The sequence below is a fragment of the Silanimonas algicola genome, assembly GCF_054777375.1.
On the sequence record NZ_BAAHAS010000001.1, the window covers coordinates 447,821 to 463,905 of the forward strand.

At 70.4% G+C, this 16,085-nt stretch carries 13 protein-coding genes; 6 read left to right on the plus strand and 7 right to left on the minus strand.

Going from position 1 to position 16,085, the window contains the following annotated elements; translation table 11 throughout:
* Window positions 1-42 precede the first annotated feature (42 nt).
* Window positions 43-528, plus strand: coding sequence for a MarR family winged helix-turn-helix transcriptional regulator (locus ACYVAK_RS02180; protein WP_461057527.1), 486 nt, complete (start codon window positions 43-45; stop codon window positions 526-528).
* 57 nt (window positions 529-585) lie between these two features.
* On the opposite strand, the gene ACYVAK_RS02185 is transcribed toward ACYVAK_RS02180, so the two are convergent.
* Window positions 586-2,088, minus strand: a complete 1,503-nt coding sequence (locus ACYVAK_RS02185; protein ID WP_461057529.1) for a peptide MFS transporter — start codon at window positions 2,086-2,088, stop codon at window positions 586-588.
* A 149-nt stretch (window positions 2,089-2,237) separates the two neighbouring features.
* Window positions 2,238-3,566, minus strand: a complete 1,329-nt coding sequence (locus ACYVAK_RS02190) for an MFS transporter (protein ID WP_461057531.1) — start codon at window positions 3,564-3,566, stop codon at window positions 2,238-2,240.
* A gap of 89 nt (window positions 3,567-3,655) precedes the next feature.
* On the opposite strand from ACYVAK_RS02190, the gene ACYVAK_RS02195 reads away from it, so the two are divergent.
* Window positions 3,656-5,035, plus strand: coding sequence for a YfcC family protein (locus ACYVAK_RS02195; protein ID WP_461057533.1), 1,380 nt, complete (start codon window positions 3,656-3,658; stop codon window positions 5,033-5,035).
* Window positions 5,036-5,074: 39 nt separating this feature from the next.
* Here the strand turns inward: ACYVAK_RS02195 and ACYVAK_RS02200 are convergent, their stop codons facing one another.
* Together ACYVAK_RS02200 and ACYVAK_RS02205 are read right to left on the minus strand one after the other, a co-directional pair.
* Window positions 5,075-6,652, minus strand: a complete 1,578-nt coding sequence (locus tag ACYVAK_RS02200; RefSeq protein ID WP_461057535.1) for an AbgT family transporter — start codon at window positions 6,650-6,652, stop codon at window positions 5,075-5,077.
* Between the two features lie 67 nt (window positions 6,653-6,719).
* The gene (locus tag ACYVAK_RS02205; protein WP_461057537.1) at window positions 6,720-7,586 is read right to left on the minus strand and encodes a tryptophan 2,3-dioxygenase; all 867 of its coding nucleotides are present in this window, start codon (window positions 7,584-7,586) and stop codon (window positions 6,720-6,722) included.
* Between the two features lie 161 nt (window positions 7,587-7,747).
* On the opposite strand from ACYVAK_RS02205, the gene ACYVAK_RS02210 reads away from it, so the two are divergent.
* The 4 genes from ACYVAK_RS02210 (at window position 7,748) to ACYVAK_RS02225 (ending at window position 14,985) form a co-directional block, all read left to right on the plus strand.
* The gene (locus ACYVAK_RS02210; protein WP_461057539.1) at window positions 7,748-11,368 is read left to right on the plus strand and encodes a lamin tail domain-containing protein; all 3,621 of its coding nucleotides are present in this window, start codon (window positions 7,748-7,750) and stop codon (window positions 11,366-11,368) included.
* Between the two features lie 131 nt (window positions 11,369-11,499).
* The gene (pdhA, locus tag ACYVAK_RS02215) at window positions 11,500-12,576 is read left to right on the plus strand and encodes a pyruvate dehydrogenase (acetyl-transferring) E1 component subunit alpha (RefSeq protein WP_461057541.1); all 1,077 of its coding nucleotides are present in this window, start codon (window positions 11,500-11,502) and stop codon (window positions 12,574-12,576) included.
* On the plus strand, window positions 12,573-13,562 hold the full coding sequence (locus ACYVAK_RS02220; protein ID WP_461057543.1) for an alpha-ketoacid dehydrogenase subunit beta: 990 nt from the start codon (window positions 12,573-12,575) through the stop codon (window positions 13,560-13,562). Before pdhA ends, ACYVAK_RS02220 begins: the two co-directional genes overlap by 4 nt.
* A gap of 16 nt (window positions 13,563-13,578) precedes the next feature.
* Window positions 13,579-14,985, plus strand: coding sequence for a dihydrolipoamide acetyltransferase family protein (locus tag ACYVAK_RS02225; RefSeq protein ID WP_461057545.1), 1,407 nt, complete (start codon window positions 13,579-13,581; stop codon window positions 14,983-14,985).
* A 21-nt stretch (window positions 14,986-15,006) separates the two neighbouring features.
* Here ACYVAK_RS02225 and ACYVAK_RS02230 read toward each other — a convergent pair whose 3' ends face one another.
* From ACYVAK_RS02230 to ACYVAK_RS02240, 3 genes are all read right to left on the minus strand, one after another.
* Window positions 15,007-15,360 carry an HPF/RaiA family ribosome-associated protein gene (locus ACYVAK_RS02230; RefSeq protein ID WP_461057547.1) on the minus strand — a complete coding sequence of 118 codons (354 nt, stop codon included), beginning with the start codon at window positions 15,358-15,360 and terminating at the stop codon, window positions 15,007-15,009.
* Window positions 15,361-15,462: 102 nt separating this feature from the next.
* Complete coding sequence (locus ACYVAK_RS02235; protein WP_461057549.1) at window positions 15,463-15,651, minus strand: YgaP family membrane protein; 189 nt, start codon at window positions 15,649-15,651, stop codon at window positions 15,463-15,465.
* 107 nt (window positions 15,652-15,758) lie between these two features.
* Window positions 15,759-16,061, minus strand: coding sequence for a hypothetical protein (locus ACYVAK_RS02240; protein WP_461057551.1), 303 nt, complete (start codon window positions 16,059-16,061; stop codon window positions 15,759-15,761).
* Window positions 16,062-16,085 lie beyond the last annotated feature (24 nt).

Genomic DNA, 16,085 nt, shown 5'->3' on the forward strand with positions numbered 1-16,085 from the left:
CATTTGAAACCACGCGCAACTTGCGCCGCATTGCAGCATCCGATGCTCGACCTCGAACGCTTCCTGCCCTACCGCTTGTCCGTCCTGTCGAACCGCATCAGCGCCGACATCGCCCAGCTGTACGAGAGTCGCTACGGCATGGCCATCCCGGAGTGGCGCGTGATCGCCGTTCTGGCCAAGCGACCCGGCCTGTCGGCCACGGAAGTCGCCCAGCGCACCGCCATGGACAAGGTGGCGGTCAGCCGCGCGGTCTCCTCGCTGCTCGATGCCGGCCGCATCCAGCGCGAGATCGACGGCGACGACCGCCGCAAGAGCGTGCTGCGGCTCACAGAGGCCGGCAAGGCCGTCTACGAGGACATCGCCCCTCAGGCCCTGGCTTACGAGCAGCGCCTGCTCGGCGCCTTGCGCACCGACGAGCGCCAGGCGCTCGACCGGCTGCTCGCGCGGATGGAACAGCTCACCGCCGAGGCGGACCGCGCCGAGCGGGCTGCGCGCGCCGCTGCCAACGCGGCGGCCTCGATGCCCTGAAAGCCAGACGGCCCGGATCGCTCCGGGCCGTCCGCATTCCACCGTTTGCCGCGGCGCCTACTTCACGCCGTGCATCAGCTTCTGGATCAGCGGGGCGATCAGGAACAGCAGCACGCCGGAGCCCACCAGGGCCCAGAAGCCGAAGGTGTAGCCGGAGAGCGCGGAGTCCACGCTCATGCCGCCCTCGCCGCTGACGTGGCTGGCGAAGATGCCCGACAGGTTGTTGCCGATGGCGGTCGACAGGAACCAGCCGCCCATGCCGAAGCCGATCAGGCGCACCGGCGCGAGCTTGGTCACCATCGACAGCCCGATCGGCGACAGGCACAACTCACCGATCGACTGGATCACGTAGACCATGAAGAGGGTCCAGAACGGGATCTTCAGGGTGGCCGGGTCGACGAGGCTCGACAGCGCGAACATCAGGAGGAGGAAGGCGAGGCCGTTGAAGATCAGGCCAAGGCCGAACTTGCGCGGGATGGACGGGTTGGCGCTGCCCATCTTCACCCACAGCCACGCCAGCACCGGCGCCAGGGTGATGATGGCCAGCGAGTTCACCGACTGGAACCAGCCCAGGGGGAAGACCCAGCCGCCAAGGTCGCGGTCGACGATGTTCTGGGCGAGGAAGTTGAACGAGCTGCCGGCCTGCTCGAAGAAGCACCAGAACATCACGTTGAACGTGAAGATGATCAGCATCGCGATGGCCATGTCGCGACGCACCGCGCCGTCCTTGAACCCCTCGCGCAGGATCAGCACGCACAGGCCGATGAACAACGCCGTGAGGATCCACTGCAGCGCGCCCGCGCCGATCGAGAGCAGCAGGTACACCAGCGGGATGGCGACGAGGGCGCCGAGCGCCGTCGCCAGCACGCGGCCCTTGCCTTCGGCGCCCCCGGCGGGGCGACCGATGCCCTTGAGCTGGCTGCGACCGAACCAGAACCACACCAGGCTGATCAGCATGCCGATGCCCGAGGCGAGGAAGACGACCTTGTAGGCCGGCATCTCCGGCGTGCCGAACACGTGCTCGGCGAACCAGCCGGTGAGGATCGGGGCGATGAACGCTCCCGCGTTGATGCCCATGTAGAACAGGGTGAAGCCCGAGTCGCGACGTTCGTCACCCGTGGCGTACAGCATGCCCACCATGGTCGAGATGTTGGGCTTGAACAGGCCGTTGCCGACGATCACCGTCGCGAGGCCGACGTGGAACACGGTCTCGTTCGGCACCATGACGAGGAACAGGCCCGCGGCCATGATCACCGCGCCGAGGAGGATCGAGCGCTGGTAGCCGATCACTTTGTCGGCCACGTAGCCACCGAACAGCGCCGCCGCATAGACGAGCGCGAGATAGGCGCCGTAGAGGCTGCTGGCCGGCGCTTCGCCGGCGCCGTCGCCCTGGTAGAACTGCGCGACGATGTAGAGCGCCAGGGCCCAGCGCATGCCGTAGAAGGCGAAGCGCTCCCAGAACTCGGTCATGAAGAGCATCCAAAGCGGCTTCGGATGCCCCATCCGCTGGTCGAACTGGGGCGGGGCCCCGGACGGCGTGGTCGTTGCTGCACCGCTCATGCGGCCTTCCCCCTATGGCGTGGACGGCCGGCGGCGCACGGCCGCCGGGGCCGCGACTGTGTACCTTTTGTGAACGCGGCGTCAATGTGCCGCGAAGACCACCCGCCCGGGGCAACCTCCGCCGACCCGGCCGCGCCGCACGCGGCCCATCAGCCGCGTGCGGTGATCGACTCGAGTCCGTGGGCGCGCGGGCCGGACTCCGACCGCCAAAGCAGGAACGCGAACAGCAGGCCCAACGACGACAGCCCGGTGTAGAACCACATGCCGCCCGCATAGCCCGCGGGGTTTTCGGGTCCGGCCCTGCCCATGTCGTTGAGCAGGCCCACGACGAACGGCACCGCCGCCCAGCCGAGCTGCTGGCACACCGTCATCAGGGCGTAGGCGGAACCGAGCCGTCGCTCCTCGACGATGTACGCGACGCTTGGCCACATCACCGCCGGGATCAGCGAGAACACGGCGCCCAGCGCGAGGATCACCAGCAGCAGCGTCAGGGGCACCTCGGGGCCCCAAACGAAGGGCACCAGCTGGACCATCGGGCCGGCGGGCAGGTAGGTGACGGCGAGGAACAGCGGCAGCATCACCACCGAGCCGACGGCCATGAACAGCGAACGCCGCCCCACGCGGTCCACCCAGAGGCCGAACAGCGGCGTGAGGATGATCGCCGCGACCGGCAGCATGCTGCTCAACAGGCCGGCGGTCTGCCGGTCCATCGCGTGCGCCTGCTGGAAGTAGTCGATGGCGAAGCTGCGGAACGGGAAGACCGTCGAATAGAACACCACGCAGAGCGCCACGATGTACCAGTAGGACGGACTGAAGCGGTAGAGCTCGCTGAGCTTGAGCTTGTCCGTGGCGCTGGCCTGCCCCATGTTGAAGCGCTGCTCGGCGCGGCGCTCGAGCATGAAGTACAGGAACGCCGCGCCGAGGCCGGCCGACATCACGCCGGTGGCCAACCAGAGCGGGTCGTTCCAGTTCGAGTACAGCGGCTCGGCGAACGAGGTCGACCAGTCCGTCGAGGCGGAGCCGAGGCGCGAGATCGACAGGTTCAGGCCGAAAGCGAAGCTCAGCTCCTTGCCCTTGAACCACTTCGCCAGCACGGCGGTCACCGCCACGATCAGGGGTTCGGCGCCCATGCCGAGCAGGAAACGGCCGCCGAGCAGGCTGTTGAATCCGGTCGCCGAGGCCGACACCGCCGCCGCGACCACGCAGACCGCCGCGAAGACCACGATCGCTCGGCGGGCGCCGAAGCGATCGACGACATAGCCGCCGACCAGCAGCATCAGCAGGGCGGCGATGTTGTACGCGGTGGAGAGCTTGCCGATCTGGGCGTACGTGAAGCCCTCCTGCTCACGGAGCAGGTCGACCACCGGATTGAGCGCGTCGTAGACATAGTAGTTGCCGAACATCGCCAGGCTGGCAAACAGCAGCGCCAGCCAGCGGTAGGTCGGCGTGGGGCTGGGCAGGGATGCGGCGTGGGTCATGCGCGGCGGGCTCGACGTGAACAGGACCGCGACTTTAGCCGTTCCGGCCGCGGTTAGGATTCCGGGTCCCCGCCTGGACCTCCTTGCCCATGCTCCGAGCCTTCCGCGTCCCCGACACCCTGGTCCTGCTGTTCCTGATGATGGTGCTGGCGCTGGTCGCCACCTGGGTGCTGCCGCAGGGCAGCTTCGAGATGGCCCCGAACGAACAGGGCAGGCTGATGGTGGTGCCGGGCACCTTCACCGCGGCCGAGGAGCGCGTCTGGCTGTCGCCGGTGGTGCTGTTCACCGCCATCCCGCGCTCGCTCGCCTTCGCGCAGGACATCATCTTCTTCCTGCTGATCGTCGGCGGCGCCATCGCCGTGCTGCGCGCCACCGGCATGATCGACGCCGTGCTCGGCCGACTGTTCGCCCTGATCGGGCACTCGCCGGCGCTGCTGATCGTGTTCGGCACCAGCGCCTTCGCCGCCGGCTCGGCGAGCCTCGGCGTGTCCACCGAGTACATCCCGTTCGCGCTGGTACTGGTGTCGCTGTGCGTCGCGATGCGCATGGACGCCATGACCGCGATGGGCATCATGATCTGCGGCTACGCAGTCGGCTTCGGCGTCGCCTGGACCAACCCATACACGGTGCTGGTGGCGCAGAACGTCGCCGGGCTGCCGCCGACGTCGGGCTGGGAGTACCGGCTGCTGCTGTTCCTTCCCTTCGTCGCCGTGACCATCCACCACGTCTGGCGCTACGCCGCGAAGGTGAAGGCCGACCCCTCCGCCAGCCTGATGGCGGGCATCGAGGACGAACGCCACCGCGCCACAGCGGACTACCCGCCGCTGGACGCGCGCCGGCTTGCGGTTCTCGGCATCACGATAGCCGCCCTGGCCGCGATGGTCTGGGGCATCGCCGTGCACCGCTGGTACCTGACCGAGCTCGGCGCGATGTGGCTGGGCGTGGCGTTGCTGGCCGGCCTCGTCGGCGGGCTCGGCGGCGAGGAGACCGCCAAGCGCTTCGGCAAGGGCGCGGCGGAGTTGGCGGTGGTGGCCCTGCTGGTCGGCTTCGCCCGTTCGATCGCGCTGATCCTCGAGGAGGGACAGGTGCTGCACACCATCGTGCACGGCGCGTCGATCCCGCTCTCGACGGTGGGCCCGGAGCTGTCCGCGGTCGGCATGCTCGCCATGCAGACGGTGATGAACTTCTTCATCCCGTCGGGATCGGGCCAGGCTTTCGCGACGATGCCGATCATGGCGCCGCTCGCCGACGTGGTCGGCATCGAACGCCAGGTCGCCGTGCTGGCCTTCCAGTTCGGCGACGGCTTCTCGAACATGATCGTGCCGACCAACGTGATCCTGATGGCGATCCTCGGCGTCGTCGGCATTCCCTACGACCGCTGGTTCCGCTTCGTGTGGCCGTTGATGGTGAAGCTGCTGGTGCTGGCGGCGATCGCGCTGATCGCCGCCGTGCACTTCGGTTACGCCTGACGCGGCGCCTCGGGCACCATCGTCCGGCGGGGCGGTCGATCAGCCCGCTGCCGGCACGTACTCGTAGGTCGCACCGACGCCGAGCGGAATGCCAAGGGCCCAGAACAGCATCAGGAAGCCTGTCCAAGCCACGATCAGCGTGATCGAGTACGGCAGCATCAGCGCCACCAGCGTGCCGATGCCGGTGCTCTTCACGTACTTGCGGCAGAACACGACGATCAGCGGGAAGTAGGGCAGCAGCGGGGTGACGATGTTGGTGCTGCTGTCACCGACGCGGTAGGCGGCCTGCGTCAGGTCGGGCGACACGCCGAGCTGCATCAGCATCGGCACCATGATCGAGCCGATCAGCGCCCACTTCGCCGAGGCCGAGCCCACCAGCAGGTTCACGCTGGCCGTGAGCAGCACGATGCCGGCGAGCGTGACGCCCAGCGGCAGGCCCATTTCGCGCAACGCGTTCGCGCCCTTGATCGCCAGCAGCGCACCCAGGTTCGACTGCCCGAAGGCGTAGATGAACTGCGCGCAGAAGAAGGCCATGACGATGTAGTAGCCCATCCCCGACATGGCCTTGGACATGCCCTGCACGACGTCGCGATGGTTCTTCACCGTACCCGCCGCGACGCCATAGGCGATGCCCGGCAACAGGAAGAACACGAAGATCAGCGCGACGATCGACTGCATCACCGGTGCATTCGCGACCATCAGCGCGCGCACGCCCTCGGCGTCCGCCGGGCCGCGCCAAGGCGACTCCGGGGAGACCAGGCTGAGGGCGAACAGGCCGATCGCCGCGGCCATCACCGCGAACGCGACGCCGATGCCGCGCTTCTCGTGGGGCTGCAGCGGGTCCTGCGTCGGCAGCTCGGCCGGGTCGCCATCCACCGCGGTCGCCTTCAAGCGCGGCTCGATGTAGAGGTCGGTGAGCGCCCAGCCGACGAGGATGATCAGCGCCGACGAGGCGGTGGTGAAGTAGAAATTGTTGAGCGGGTTCACCGTGACCGAGGGATCGACGAGGTGCGCGGCGGTCTGCGTCAGGCCGGCCAGCAGCGGATCTAGGCTCGACGGAATGCCCATCGTGGCGCTGAAGCCACCCGACACGCCGGCGAACGCCGCGGCGATGCCGGCCAGCGGGTGGCGGCCGGCGGCATAGAAGATGACCGCACCGAGCGGGATGACCAGAACGTAGCCGGCATCGACGGCGATGTGGCTGAGGATGCCGACGGCGATCAGCGCCGGCGTGAGCAGCATGCGCGGGGTGATGGCCATCGCGCCGCGCAGTACGGCGTTGATGAAACCGGTGTGCTCCGCGACGCCCAGGCCAAGCATCGCCACGAGCACCACGCCCAACGGCGGGAAGCTGGTGAAGGTCGCGACCATCGTCGCGAAGAAAGCGGTGATCGAATCACCGGCCAGCAGGTTCTTGATGGCGATCGGCTGGCCGGTGCGCGGATCGAGCTCGCTGAAGGCGACGCCGGAGAGCGCCCAGCTCACGGCCCAGGCCGCGAACATCAGCAGCAGGAACAGCACGGCGGGGTCGGGGAGCTTGTTGCCGACGCGCTCGACGACGTCCAGCGCGCGGGTAACGAGGCCGCGCGACGGCGCGGGAAGGGCGGTATCGGTCATCCGGAACTCTCTGCTTGCAGCGGAGCTGCCGATGCTAGCAGCAGGCCCGGGCGGATGACGGACGGGCTCAGCCCTCGCCCAGTGCCGTCCGCACGTCGAACAGCTCCGGGAAGAAGGTCAGGTCGAGGGCCTGCTTCAGGAAGCCGGCGCCCGAGCTGCCGCCGGTGCCGGGCTTGAATCCGATGATCCGCTCGACGGTCTTCAGGTGCCGGAAACGCCAGAGCTGGACGTTCACCTCGAGGTCGACCAGCGACTCGCACAGGTGGTAGGCATCCCAGTGCGTGGCGGTGTCGGTGTAGATGCCGACCAGCACGGGAACGAGGTCGGGGCGGCGGGCATGCGGTTGCCGCACGTCGCGGGCCAGCAGGTCGGGCGGGACGGCATGGCCGCGGCGGGCGAGGAAGCGCAGCACTTCGTCGTACAGGCTGGGGGACTCATGGACCGCCACCAGTGCCGCGTGGTCGGACGGCGAGTGGGCGAACACCGAGAGCATCGCGGCGTTCTTGTTGCCCAGCAGGAACTCGATCATCCGGTACTGCAGCGACTGGAAGCCCGACGACGGCCCGAGGTGCGGACGGATCCCGGCGTACTCGCTCGGGGTGAGGGTCTCCAGGACGCTCCATTGCTCGATGAGCTGCTTCTGCACGTGCTTGACGCGGGCGAAACCCTTCAAGGCCCGGTCGAGGCGGTCGGCCCGCAAGTGGACGATCGCCGCCTTCAGCTCGGCGATGACCAGCTTCATCCACAGCTCCGAGGTCTGGTGCTGGACGATGAACAGCAGCTCATCGTGGTTGTCCGGCGCACTGCGGGGCTGCTGGGCGGCGAGGAGGACATCCAGCTGGAGGTAACCGGAGTAGCTGAGCCGATCGCGCAGGTCGGTGGTGATGCCGGCTTCCAGCGGACGCTGGTCGAGGGGGCGGTGGTGGTCGGGCATGCGGGCGTTTCGTGTGAAGGCGTGAAGTCTAGGCCTTGCGCAGGCTGGACGCCGGTCGCGGCGACGACCGCGGATGAATCATGGGTAAACAAAACGTCATCACGATCCGTAAACTGCGCGGCTCCGGCACGTTCCGGCGCCCCCCCTCACAGGACCCCATGATGCGGCCCACCCGCCTTCGTCCGCTGGCCGCGCTCTGCGCCGCCATCCTCGCCCTCTCCGGCCCCGCCGCCGCCCAGGTCGTCATCAGCCAGGTCTATGGCGGTGGCGGCAACAGCGGCGCCCCGCTGCGCAACGACTTCATCGAGCTGTACAACGCCGGCCCGACGGCGGTCAGCCTGGCCACCTACTCGGTGCAATACGCGAGCAGCACCGGCTCGACCTGGAACCGCACCAACCTCACCGGCACCCTGCAGCCGGGCCAGTACTACCTGGTCCAGCAGGCCGCCGGCACCAACACGGCGGCCGCGGCCCTGCCGACGCCGGACGCCATCGGCACGATCGCCATGTCCGGCACCGCCGGCAAGGTGGCTCTCGTGGGCAGCCAGGTGACGCTGGCCGGGACCTGCCCGGGCGCCGCCGACGCTGTGCTCGACTTCGTCGGCTTCGGCGGCGCGAACTGCTCGGAAACGGCCCCGACCGCCGCGCTCTCGAACACCACCGCGGCGATCCGCAAGGCGGCGGGCTGCACCGACAGCGGCAACAACAGTGCCGATTTCGATCTGGCCGCTCCCGCGCCGCGGAACACCGCGGTCGCCGCGTCGTCCTGCGGCGGCGCCGCCATCCCGGTGCTGACGATCGCCGACGCCGGCATCGAGGAAGGCGACGCCACCGGCAGCACGCTCCGCTTCACGGTGACCCTGAGCGCCCCGGCCCCGGCCGGTGGCGTGCGCTTCGACATCGCCACCGCGGACGGCACCGCCCTCGCCGGCAGCGACTACGCCGCGGCCTCGGCCACCGGCCTCGTGATCGCGGCGGGCGAACGCACGGCGACCTTCGACGTCGCGCTGGCCGGCGACACGGTCGTCGAGCCGGACGAAACCTTCCTCGTGCGCATCACCAACGTCACCGGCGCGGAGGTCGGCGACGCCGAGGCCACCGGCACCATCCGCAACGACGACATCGTCGTCGTGCCGATCCACGCCATCCAGGGCAGCGGTTCGATCTCGCCGCTCGACGGCCAGGTGGTCGTCACCGAGGGCGTCATCACCGCCCGCCGCAGCAACGGCTTCTTCGTGCAGACCGCCGATGGCGAGGACGACGGCAACGCCGAGACTTCGGAAGGCCTGTTCGTGTTCACCGGCAGCACGGTGATCCCGGCCGTCGCCGTGGGCAACCGCGTGCGCGTCTCCGGGCGCGTCGTGGACTTCACGCCGAGCAGCAACCCCAACCAGCGCCCGCTCACCGAGATCACCGGTGGCGGTGGCGTGACCGTGCAGGTCAGCCTGCGCGCCAGCGGCGTCGCGCTGCCGGCCCCGGTCGCCATCGACCCGTCGCTCGCGACGCCGACCAGCGCGCTCGAAGCCCTGGAGCGCTACGAGGGCATGCGCGTCAGCACCGGCCCGCTGGTGACCGTCGCCGCGTCCGGCGCGTTCCTGAGCGAAGCGAATGCCACCGTCACCGGCACCGACGGCATCTTCCACGCCGTGCTGCAGGGCGTGCCGCGCCCCTTCCGTGAGCCGGGCATCGCCGTCACCGACGTGATCGCCGCCACGGCTCCGCCCGGCGTGCCGCGCTTCGACACCAACCCGGAACGCCTGCGCATCGACAGCGACGCCCAGCTCGGCGCCGCCCGCGTGGCGGCCGATGCCGGCATCGCCCTGCCCTCGCTGACCGGCGTGCTCGACTACGGCAGCGGCGTCTACACCCTGCTGCCGGATCCGGGCCAGCTCGCCGGCGACGCCACCGGCCTGCTGCCGGGCGGCCCCGCGCCAAAGCCCGTCGCCGACGCGCCGGCCGACGCGATCAGCGTGGCCAGCTTCAACCTGCTGCGCTTCTTCGACAACGTGAACGACCCGGCCATCGGCGAGCCGGTGCTGACGACGGCGGCCTTCGAAGCCCGCCTGGTCGACACCAGCGAGGCGATCTGCCGCTTCCTCAAGACGCCGGACGTGCTGGGCGTCGTCGAAGTCGAGAACCTCGCCACCCTGCAGCGCCTCGCCGACGCGGTGAACAGCAACGTCTCCGGCGCCTGCGGCAGCAACCCGCAGTACGCCGCGCGCCTGCTCGAGGGCAATGACGTCGGCGGTATCGACGTCGGCGTGCTCGTCAGCGAGCGCGAGGTGCGTCCGGGCACGCCGCGCGTGACCGTGCTCGACGTCGAGCAGGTCGGCAAGGACGCCCGCTTCACCAACCCCGACGGCAGCAGCGAACTGCTGAACGACCGCCCGTCGCTGGCCGTGCGCACGCGCATCGCCTCGGCGAACGGCAACAGCGCGCCGCTGACCGTGGTCGTCAACCACCTGCGCTCGCTCAACGGCGTCAACGATGCCGCGCCGGGCTCGGCCGGCTGGACCACCAGCGGCCAGCGCGTGCGGGCCAAGCGTGCGGCACAGGCGGTCGGGCTCGCCCAGTGGATCGAAGCGCGCCAGCAGGCCGATGCCAGCGAGCGGATGGTCCTCGTCGGCGACTTCAACGCCTTCGAGTTCAGCGACGGCCTCGTCGATTCCATGGGCATCATCACCGGCCGTGAAGCCGGCCCCGGCACCGTGCTGGAGTACGCCGACAGCCCGGTGTCGCGCCCGCTCACCACGCTGACGACCCTGATCCCGCAGGCCGACCGCTACTCCTTCAGCTTCGAAGGCAATGCGCAGGCGCTCGACCACGTCGTCGCCAACGACGCGGTGTTCGCCTCGGCGCTGGCCGTGGTCACCGAGCATGCCGCGATCAACGCGGACTTCTCGGAGACGCGTTTCGGCCAGTCGGCCATCCGCACCTCGGACCACGACCCGGTGGTGGTGCGCCTCGTCGAAGGCGTCTTCCGCACGGCGGACCTCCACGTGACGGCCGAGGCCGCGGCCCTGGCCGCCACCGGCAGCGACCTCCCGGTGCGCGTCACGCTCGGCAACCGCGGCCCCGACGCCGCATCACGACCGCGCCTCCGTTTGGCGTTCGATGCCGCCCTCGACGGGGTTCGCGTCGCCGCGCCGCCGGCGTGGACGTGCGGCGCCTTCCGGACCGTCGGCACGACGACGGAAGCCGAGTGCAGCGCAGGCGCCCTGCCCAGCGGGACCGCGGTCACGGTCGAACTCATCGTGCCGGGGGCGGCGCTGCGGCGCCCGGGCGCGCTGGGCCTCCGTGCGACGGCCGACGCCGCGAGTGCAGACCCGGTGGCGGCGAACAACATCGCCGATGCGCGCACGACGCTCGCCCCGCCCGCCGATGTGGGGGTGACGGTCCAGGCCACGCCCCGGGGGGGCTCGCCGGTGGCGTTCTTCTCGGTGCATCCGGCGAATCGCGGCCCCGCCACCGCCCACGATGTGCGTCTGTCCCTCGCCTACCGCGGCCCGGCTCGCGCGCTGAATCCGGTCACGGCGGTGGGCTGGACGTGCGCGCGCGGCCCGCTGCCCGGCGGAGAGGAGGGCGTCGCGCTCGACTGCCGCCTCCTCTACCCGGCCATCCCTTCGCTGCTGCCGCCGATCCTGCTTCAGGCCGTGCCGCGAGACGGCCTCGCGGCGACGCCGGTCACGCTTGAGGCACGCATCCGCTCCAGCAGCCCGGACGTGGTGCAGGGCAACAACGTCGGCCGCGCCGAGTCGAGCGTGGGCGTCACGCGCCGCTGAGGGACTGCGGCGATGCAACACACGACGTCCGGCGATGCCGGGCGTCTTTCTTGCTGCGGCCGCGAGCGGGCCTTGTCCACCGCGCCTCCGTCCTGCTATCAAGCCGGTTCCTTGACGCGGGAGCCCAGCGGATGCGCACGGCGGCGACGTTCGAGATCGATTACGTCCAGTTCCTCGGCGAAGACGGACGCCTGCTGCGCGAGGACCTGCCCGAGTTCGCGAAGGACCCGAAGGCACTGGTCGCGCTGTTCAAGCAGATGCTGCTCGTGCGCGCCTTCGACACCAAGGCGGTGGCGCTGCAGCGCACCGGCAAGCTCGGCACCTACGCCAGCTGCCTCGGCCACGAGGCCACCCACATCGGCATCGGCAGCGCCATGCAGCTCGACGACGTGCTGGCGCCGAGCTACCGCGAGTACGGCGCGCAGTTCGTCCGCGGCGTGAAGCCGCGCGAAGTGCTGATGTACTGGGGCGGCGACGAACGCGGCAACCATTTCTCCGGCCCCGCGCACGACTACCCGTGGTGCGTGCCGATCGGCACGCAGTGCCTGCACGCGGCCGGCGCCGCGCTCGCCTTCAAGCTGCGCGACGAGCCGCGCGTGGCGGTGGCCTGCGTCGGCGACGGCGGCAGCTCCAAGACCGACACCTACGCCGCCATCAACTCGGCCGGGGCCTACGGCCTGCCCTTCGTGCTCTGCATCATCAACAACCAGTGGGCGATCTCGGTGCCGCGCAAGGCGCAAACGGGCGCGCGCACGCTGGCGCAGAAGGGCCTGGCCGGCGGCCTCGACTGCGTTCAGGTGGACGGCAACGACCTGATCGCCGTGCGTGCGGTGATGGACCACGCGCTGAAGCGCGCGCGCACCGGCCACGGTGGCAGCGTGCTCGAGTTCGTCACCTACCGCCTCGCCGACCACACCACCGCCGACGACGCCCGCCGCTACCGCCCCGACGAGGAGGTGAAGGCGGCCTGGACCCGCGAACCGCTGGTGCGCCTGCGCACCTACCTCACCGCGCTCGGGGTGTGGAGCGAGGCCGAAGAGCTCGCATGGCGCGAGGTCTGCAACGCCCGCGTCGACGAGGAGGTGAACGCCTACCTCGCCGTGCCACCGCCGCCCGTCACCGACATGTTCGACCACCTCTACGACACGCTGCCGCTGGATCTGGCGGCGCAGCGCGAGGACGCCATCGACTGGGAGAGCCGCCGATGAGCGCCGCGCCCACGATCACCCTCATCGAAGCCATCACCCAGGCCCTCGCCTACGAGATGACCAACGACCCGAGCGTGCTGGTGCTCGGCGAGGACGTCGGCGTCAACGGCGGCGTGTTCCGCGCGACCGCCGGCCTGCAGATGCGCTTCGGCATGGACCGCGTGCTCGACACGCCGCTCGACGAAACGACGATCGCCGGCCTCACCGTCGGCCTCGCCACGCAGGGCATGAGGCCGGTGGCCGAGGTGCAGTTCGACGGCTTCGTCTACCCGATGCTCGACCACCTCGTCTGCCACGCCGCGCGCTTCCGCAACCGCACGCGCGGCCGCCTCACCTGCCCGATGGTGCTGCGCGTGCCCTGGGGCGGCGGCATCCGCGCGCCCGAGCATCATTCCGAAGCCAACGAGGCGATGTTCACCAACGTGCCCGGCCTGCGGGTGGTCATGCCCTCCTCGCCGCAGCGCGCCTACGGCCTGCTGCTGGCCGCCATCCGCGACCCGGACCCGGTCGTGTACATGGAGCCGAAGCGCCTCTATCGGCAGTACAAGGAGGAGGTGCCCGATGACGGCGAGGCCCTGCCGCTCGACGTCTGCTTCGTCCTGCGCGACGGCACCGACGTCACCCTCGTCACCTGGGGGGCGCAGGTGAAGGAATGCCTCGAGGCCGCCGAGACGCTGGAGGCCGAGGGCATCAGCGCCGAAGTCGTCGACGTCGCCACGCTCAAGCCGCTGGATTTCGACACCATCCACGAATCGGTGCGCAAGACCGGCCGCTGCGTGATCGTGCACGAGGCCTGCCGCACCGCCGGCTTCGGGGCGGAGATCGCCGCGCGGCTGGCCGAACACGCGATGTACGACCTCGTCGCGCCGGTCGAGCGCGTCACCGGCTACGACGTGCCGATCCCGCTGTTCCGCCTCGAGATGAAGTACCTGCCCTCGGTCGACAAGATCGTGGCCGCCGCGAAGCGAACGCTCGCCGTCTCCTGACCCAGGACGCCCCCGCATGAGCACCACGCAGCTGTTCCTGTTGCCCGACCTCGGCGAAGGGCTCCCGGACGCCGAAATCGTCGAGTGGCATGTCGCCGTCGGCCAGGTCGTCCGCCTCGACGATCCGCTGGTGTCGATGGAAACGGCGAAGGCCGTCGTCGACGTGCCGGCGCCCTGTTCGGGCACCCTGCTGCGCGTGGCCGGCAAGGCCGGCGACGTCATCACCACCGGCGCGTGGCTGGCCGAATTCGAACTCGACCCGACCCTGCCGCAGCGCGCGGCGGGCCACGACACCGGGCATGCGCATGGCGGCGGGCACGCGCCCGCGCCGGTCGCGCCTGCGCCGAGGCCCGCCGCGGCGACCGTTCTGCCACCGATGCCGTCGCTCTCCGCGGCGGACCTGTCGAACGATCTCCCGGAAGGCGTGACGCCGGCCTTCGGCGGCGGCTTCACGAACGCCACGCCGGCGCTGGCCGCACCGGCTCCGGCCACCACCGCACCCTCGCCTGCCGCGGCGCGCGAGGACGCCGGCACCGTGGTCGGCGCCATGCAGGTCTCGAGTGAAGTGCGCCGCGAGGCGGCGGTGGCCGTCGGCGGGATCAAGGCGGTGCCCGCGGTGCGCGCGCTGGCGAAGAAGCTGGGCATCGATCTTGCCCGCGTCGCGCCGACCGGCGCCGAAGGCGTGGTGACCCTCGCCGACGTCAAGCGCGCGGCCGGGCGCGGCGACGCGACGCCCGCGGTATCGCCTCAGCGAGCGCCGGCCCTTCCGACCGCCGACGCCGGCTTCGACGTCGATGCGCCGATCCGCGGCGTGCGCCGCAACATGGTGCGCAGCATGGCCGCCGCGCATGCCGAAGTGGTCCCGACCACGCTGATGGACGATGCCGACCTGCACGCCTGGTCGCCGGGCGAGGACATCACCGTCCGGCTGGTCCGCGCCCTCGTCGTCGCCAGCGCGGCGGAGCCGGCGATGAACGCGTGGCTCAATGCGAAGGAGGGCACGCTGCGCCGCCATGCGCGCGTTGACGTCGGCATCGCCATCGACCATGCCGACGGACTGTTCGTCGCCAACCTGCGCGGCGCCGACCGCCTCGACGCCACCGGGATGCGTGCGGGCATCTCGCGGCTGCGCGATGGCCTCAGGGATCGCTCGCTGCCGGCGGAGGAACTGTCGGGCTACACGATCATGCTGAGCAACTTCGGCAAGTTCGCCGGCAAGTACGCCACACCGGTCGTGGTGCCGCCCTGCGTGTGCATCGTGGCGGCGGGCCGGCTGTACCACGGCGTGGTGCCGGTGCTTGGGGGCATCGAGACGCACCGCCTGATGCCGCTCTCGCTCACCTTCGACCATCGCGCCGCCACCGGTGGCGAGGCGGCGCGCTTCCTCAAGGCGATGGTCGACGATCTGCAGCGGGCGCGCTGAGGCACCCGCCGCGACCGCCCCTCAACCGACCTCGGCGGCGAGTCGCCCGAACGACACCGCCGAACGCCGCTGCTCGACCGCGCGCTTGCGCTGCTTCACGAGGCGCCTGAGCAGCTTGTGCAACGCACCGTCGATGGCCGGGCCGTAACCCTCGCTGCGCGCCTTGACCACCACCAGCCGGCCGTCGTGCAGCTTGGCCTGCACCTGACACTGGCGGTCGATGCCGCCCTTCGGGCCGTTGAGATCGACCAGCGAGACGACGAGGTCGGAAATCAGATGGGCAATGCGGCTGAGGTGGCGCCGGGCCCGACGCTGCAGCGCGTCGAGCGTGTCGGTGCCGTGGATGTCGCGATGGCTGAGCAGGGCGATGTGCATCGTTCGTTCCTCCGCGGTTGGGCAGCGACAGAGTGCCGCCGCGGGCGGGAGGTTCCCGTGACGCGCGCCGCGTTCAGCGAACCTTGACGAGGCTGAAGGGGTTCAGCCTTTCGCCGGGCAGGTGTTCAGGCCGATCAGCGGATACAGCGGGCAGAAACGGACGGCGGCCGTCGCCAGCGGAATGACGCCGACCCATGCCCAGACCGGCCCGCCGAAGGCGGCCCAAGCCACCAGTGCCACGCCCACCGCGGCGCGAAGGATCCGATCGATACCGCCGACGTTCGCTTTCATCGCGCAGGCTCCGTGTCGAGGGCGCCCCGGGACAAGGGCACCCCTGCAGCCTGCGTCCCTCCGCCCCGGGACAGCGTGACCTCGGTCAAATCCGCGAGGGCCGGCGGTCAGCGCAACGCCAACGGGATCGGCGCGGAACGCCGCCGCCAGAACCACGCGGCGGCCAGGACCACGAGGAATCCCTTGTAGGCGATCACCGAGGCCGCGATCTCCCGGACGATCGGATGGTGGCCGACGGGCTCGTAATGGAGGCCGAGGGCCATGCCGACCACGGACAGTGCCACGGCACCCGACAGGGCCGCGACGTCGAAGTGGCGCTTCGAAGCGAAACGCGGCGGCGCGGTACGCCAGTAGATCCAGCCGAGCACGGCGAACCAGGGCGCGAGGAGCAGGACGGCGAGGAGATTCATGCGCGCAGTGTGTCGAAGGCGATG

What these genes read in the sequence shown, in the direction of transcription:
- ACYVAK_RS02235 (WP_461057549.1), bottom strand. Translation starts at nt 15,651, where the DNA reads ATGAAAGCGAACGTCGGCGGTATCGATCGGATCCTTCGCGCCGCGGTG.
- ACYVAK_RS02185 (WP_461057529.1), bottom strand. Translation starts at nt 2,088, where the DNA reads ATGAGCGGTGCAGCAACGACCACGCCGTCCGGGGCCCCGCCCCAGTTC.
- ACYVAK_RS02220 (WP_461057543.1), top strand. Translation starts at nt 12,573, where the DNA reads ATGAGCGCCGCGCCCACGATCACCCTCATCGAAGCCATCACCCAGGCC.
- ACYVAK_RS02180 (WP_461057527.1), top strand. Translation starts at nt 43, where the DNA reads ATGCTCGACCTCGAACGCTTCCTGCCCTACCGCTTGTCCGTCCTGTCG.
- ACYVAK_RS02225 (WP_461057545.1), top strand. Translation starts at nt 13,579, where the DNA reads ATGAGCACCACGCAGCTGTTCCTGTTGCCCGACCTCGGCGAAGGGCTC.
- ACYVAK_RS02195 (WP_461057533.1), top strand. Translation starts at nt 3,656, where the DNA reads ATGCTCCGAGCCTTCCGCGTCCCCGACACCCTGGTCCTGCTGTTCCTG.
- ACYVAK_RS02230 (WP_461057547.1), bottom strand. Translation starts at nt 15,360, where the DNA reads ATGCACATCGCCCTGCTCAGCCATCGCGACATCCACGGCACCGACACG.
- ACYVAK_RS02190 (WP_461057531.1), bottom strand. Translation starts at nt 3,566, where the DNA reads ATGACCCACGCCGCATCCCTGCCCAGCCCCACGCCGACCTACCGCTGG.
- ACYVAK_RS02240 (WP_461057551.1), bottom strand. Translation starts at nt 16,061, where the DNA reads ATGAATCTCCTCGCCGTCCTGCTCCTCGCGCCCTGGTTCGCCGTGCTC.
- ACYVAK_RS02200 (WP_461057535.1), bottom strand. Translation starts at nt 6,652, where the DNA reads ATGACCGATACCGCCCTTCCCGCGCCGTCGCGCGGCCTCGTTACCCGC.
- ACYVAK_RS02205 (WP_461057537.1), bottom strand. Translation starts at nt 7,586, where the DNA reads ATGCCCGACCACCACCGCCCCCTCGACCAGCGTCCGCTGGAAGCCGGC.
- ACYVAK_RS02210 (WP_461057539.1), top strand. Translation starts at nt 7,748, where the DNA reads ATGCGGCCCACCCGCCTTCGTCCGCTGGCCGCGCTCTGCGCCGCCATC.
- pdhA (WP_461057541.1), top strand. Translation starts at nt 11,500, where the DNA reads ATGCGCACGGCGGCGACGTTCGAGATCGATTACGTCCAGTTCCTCGGC.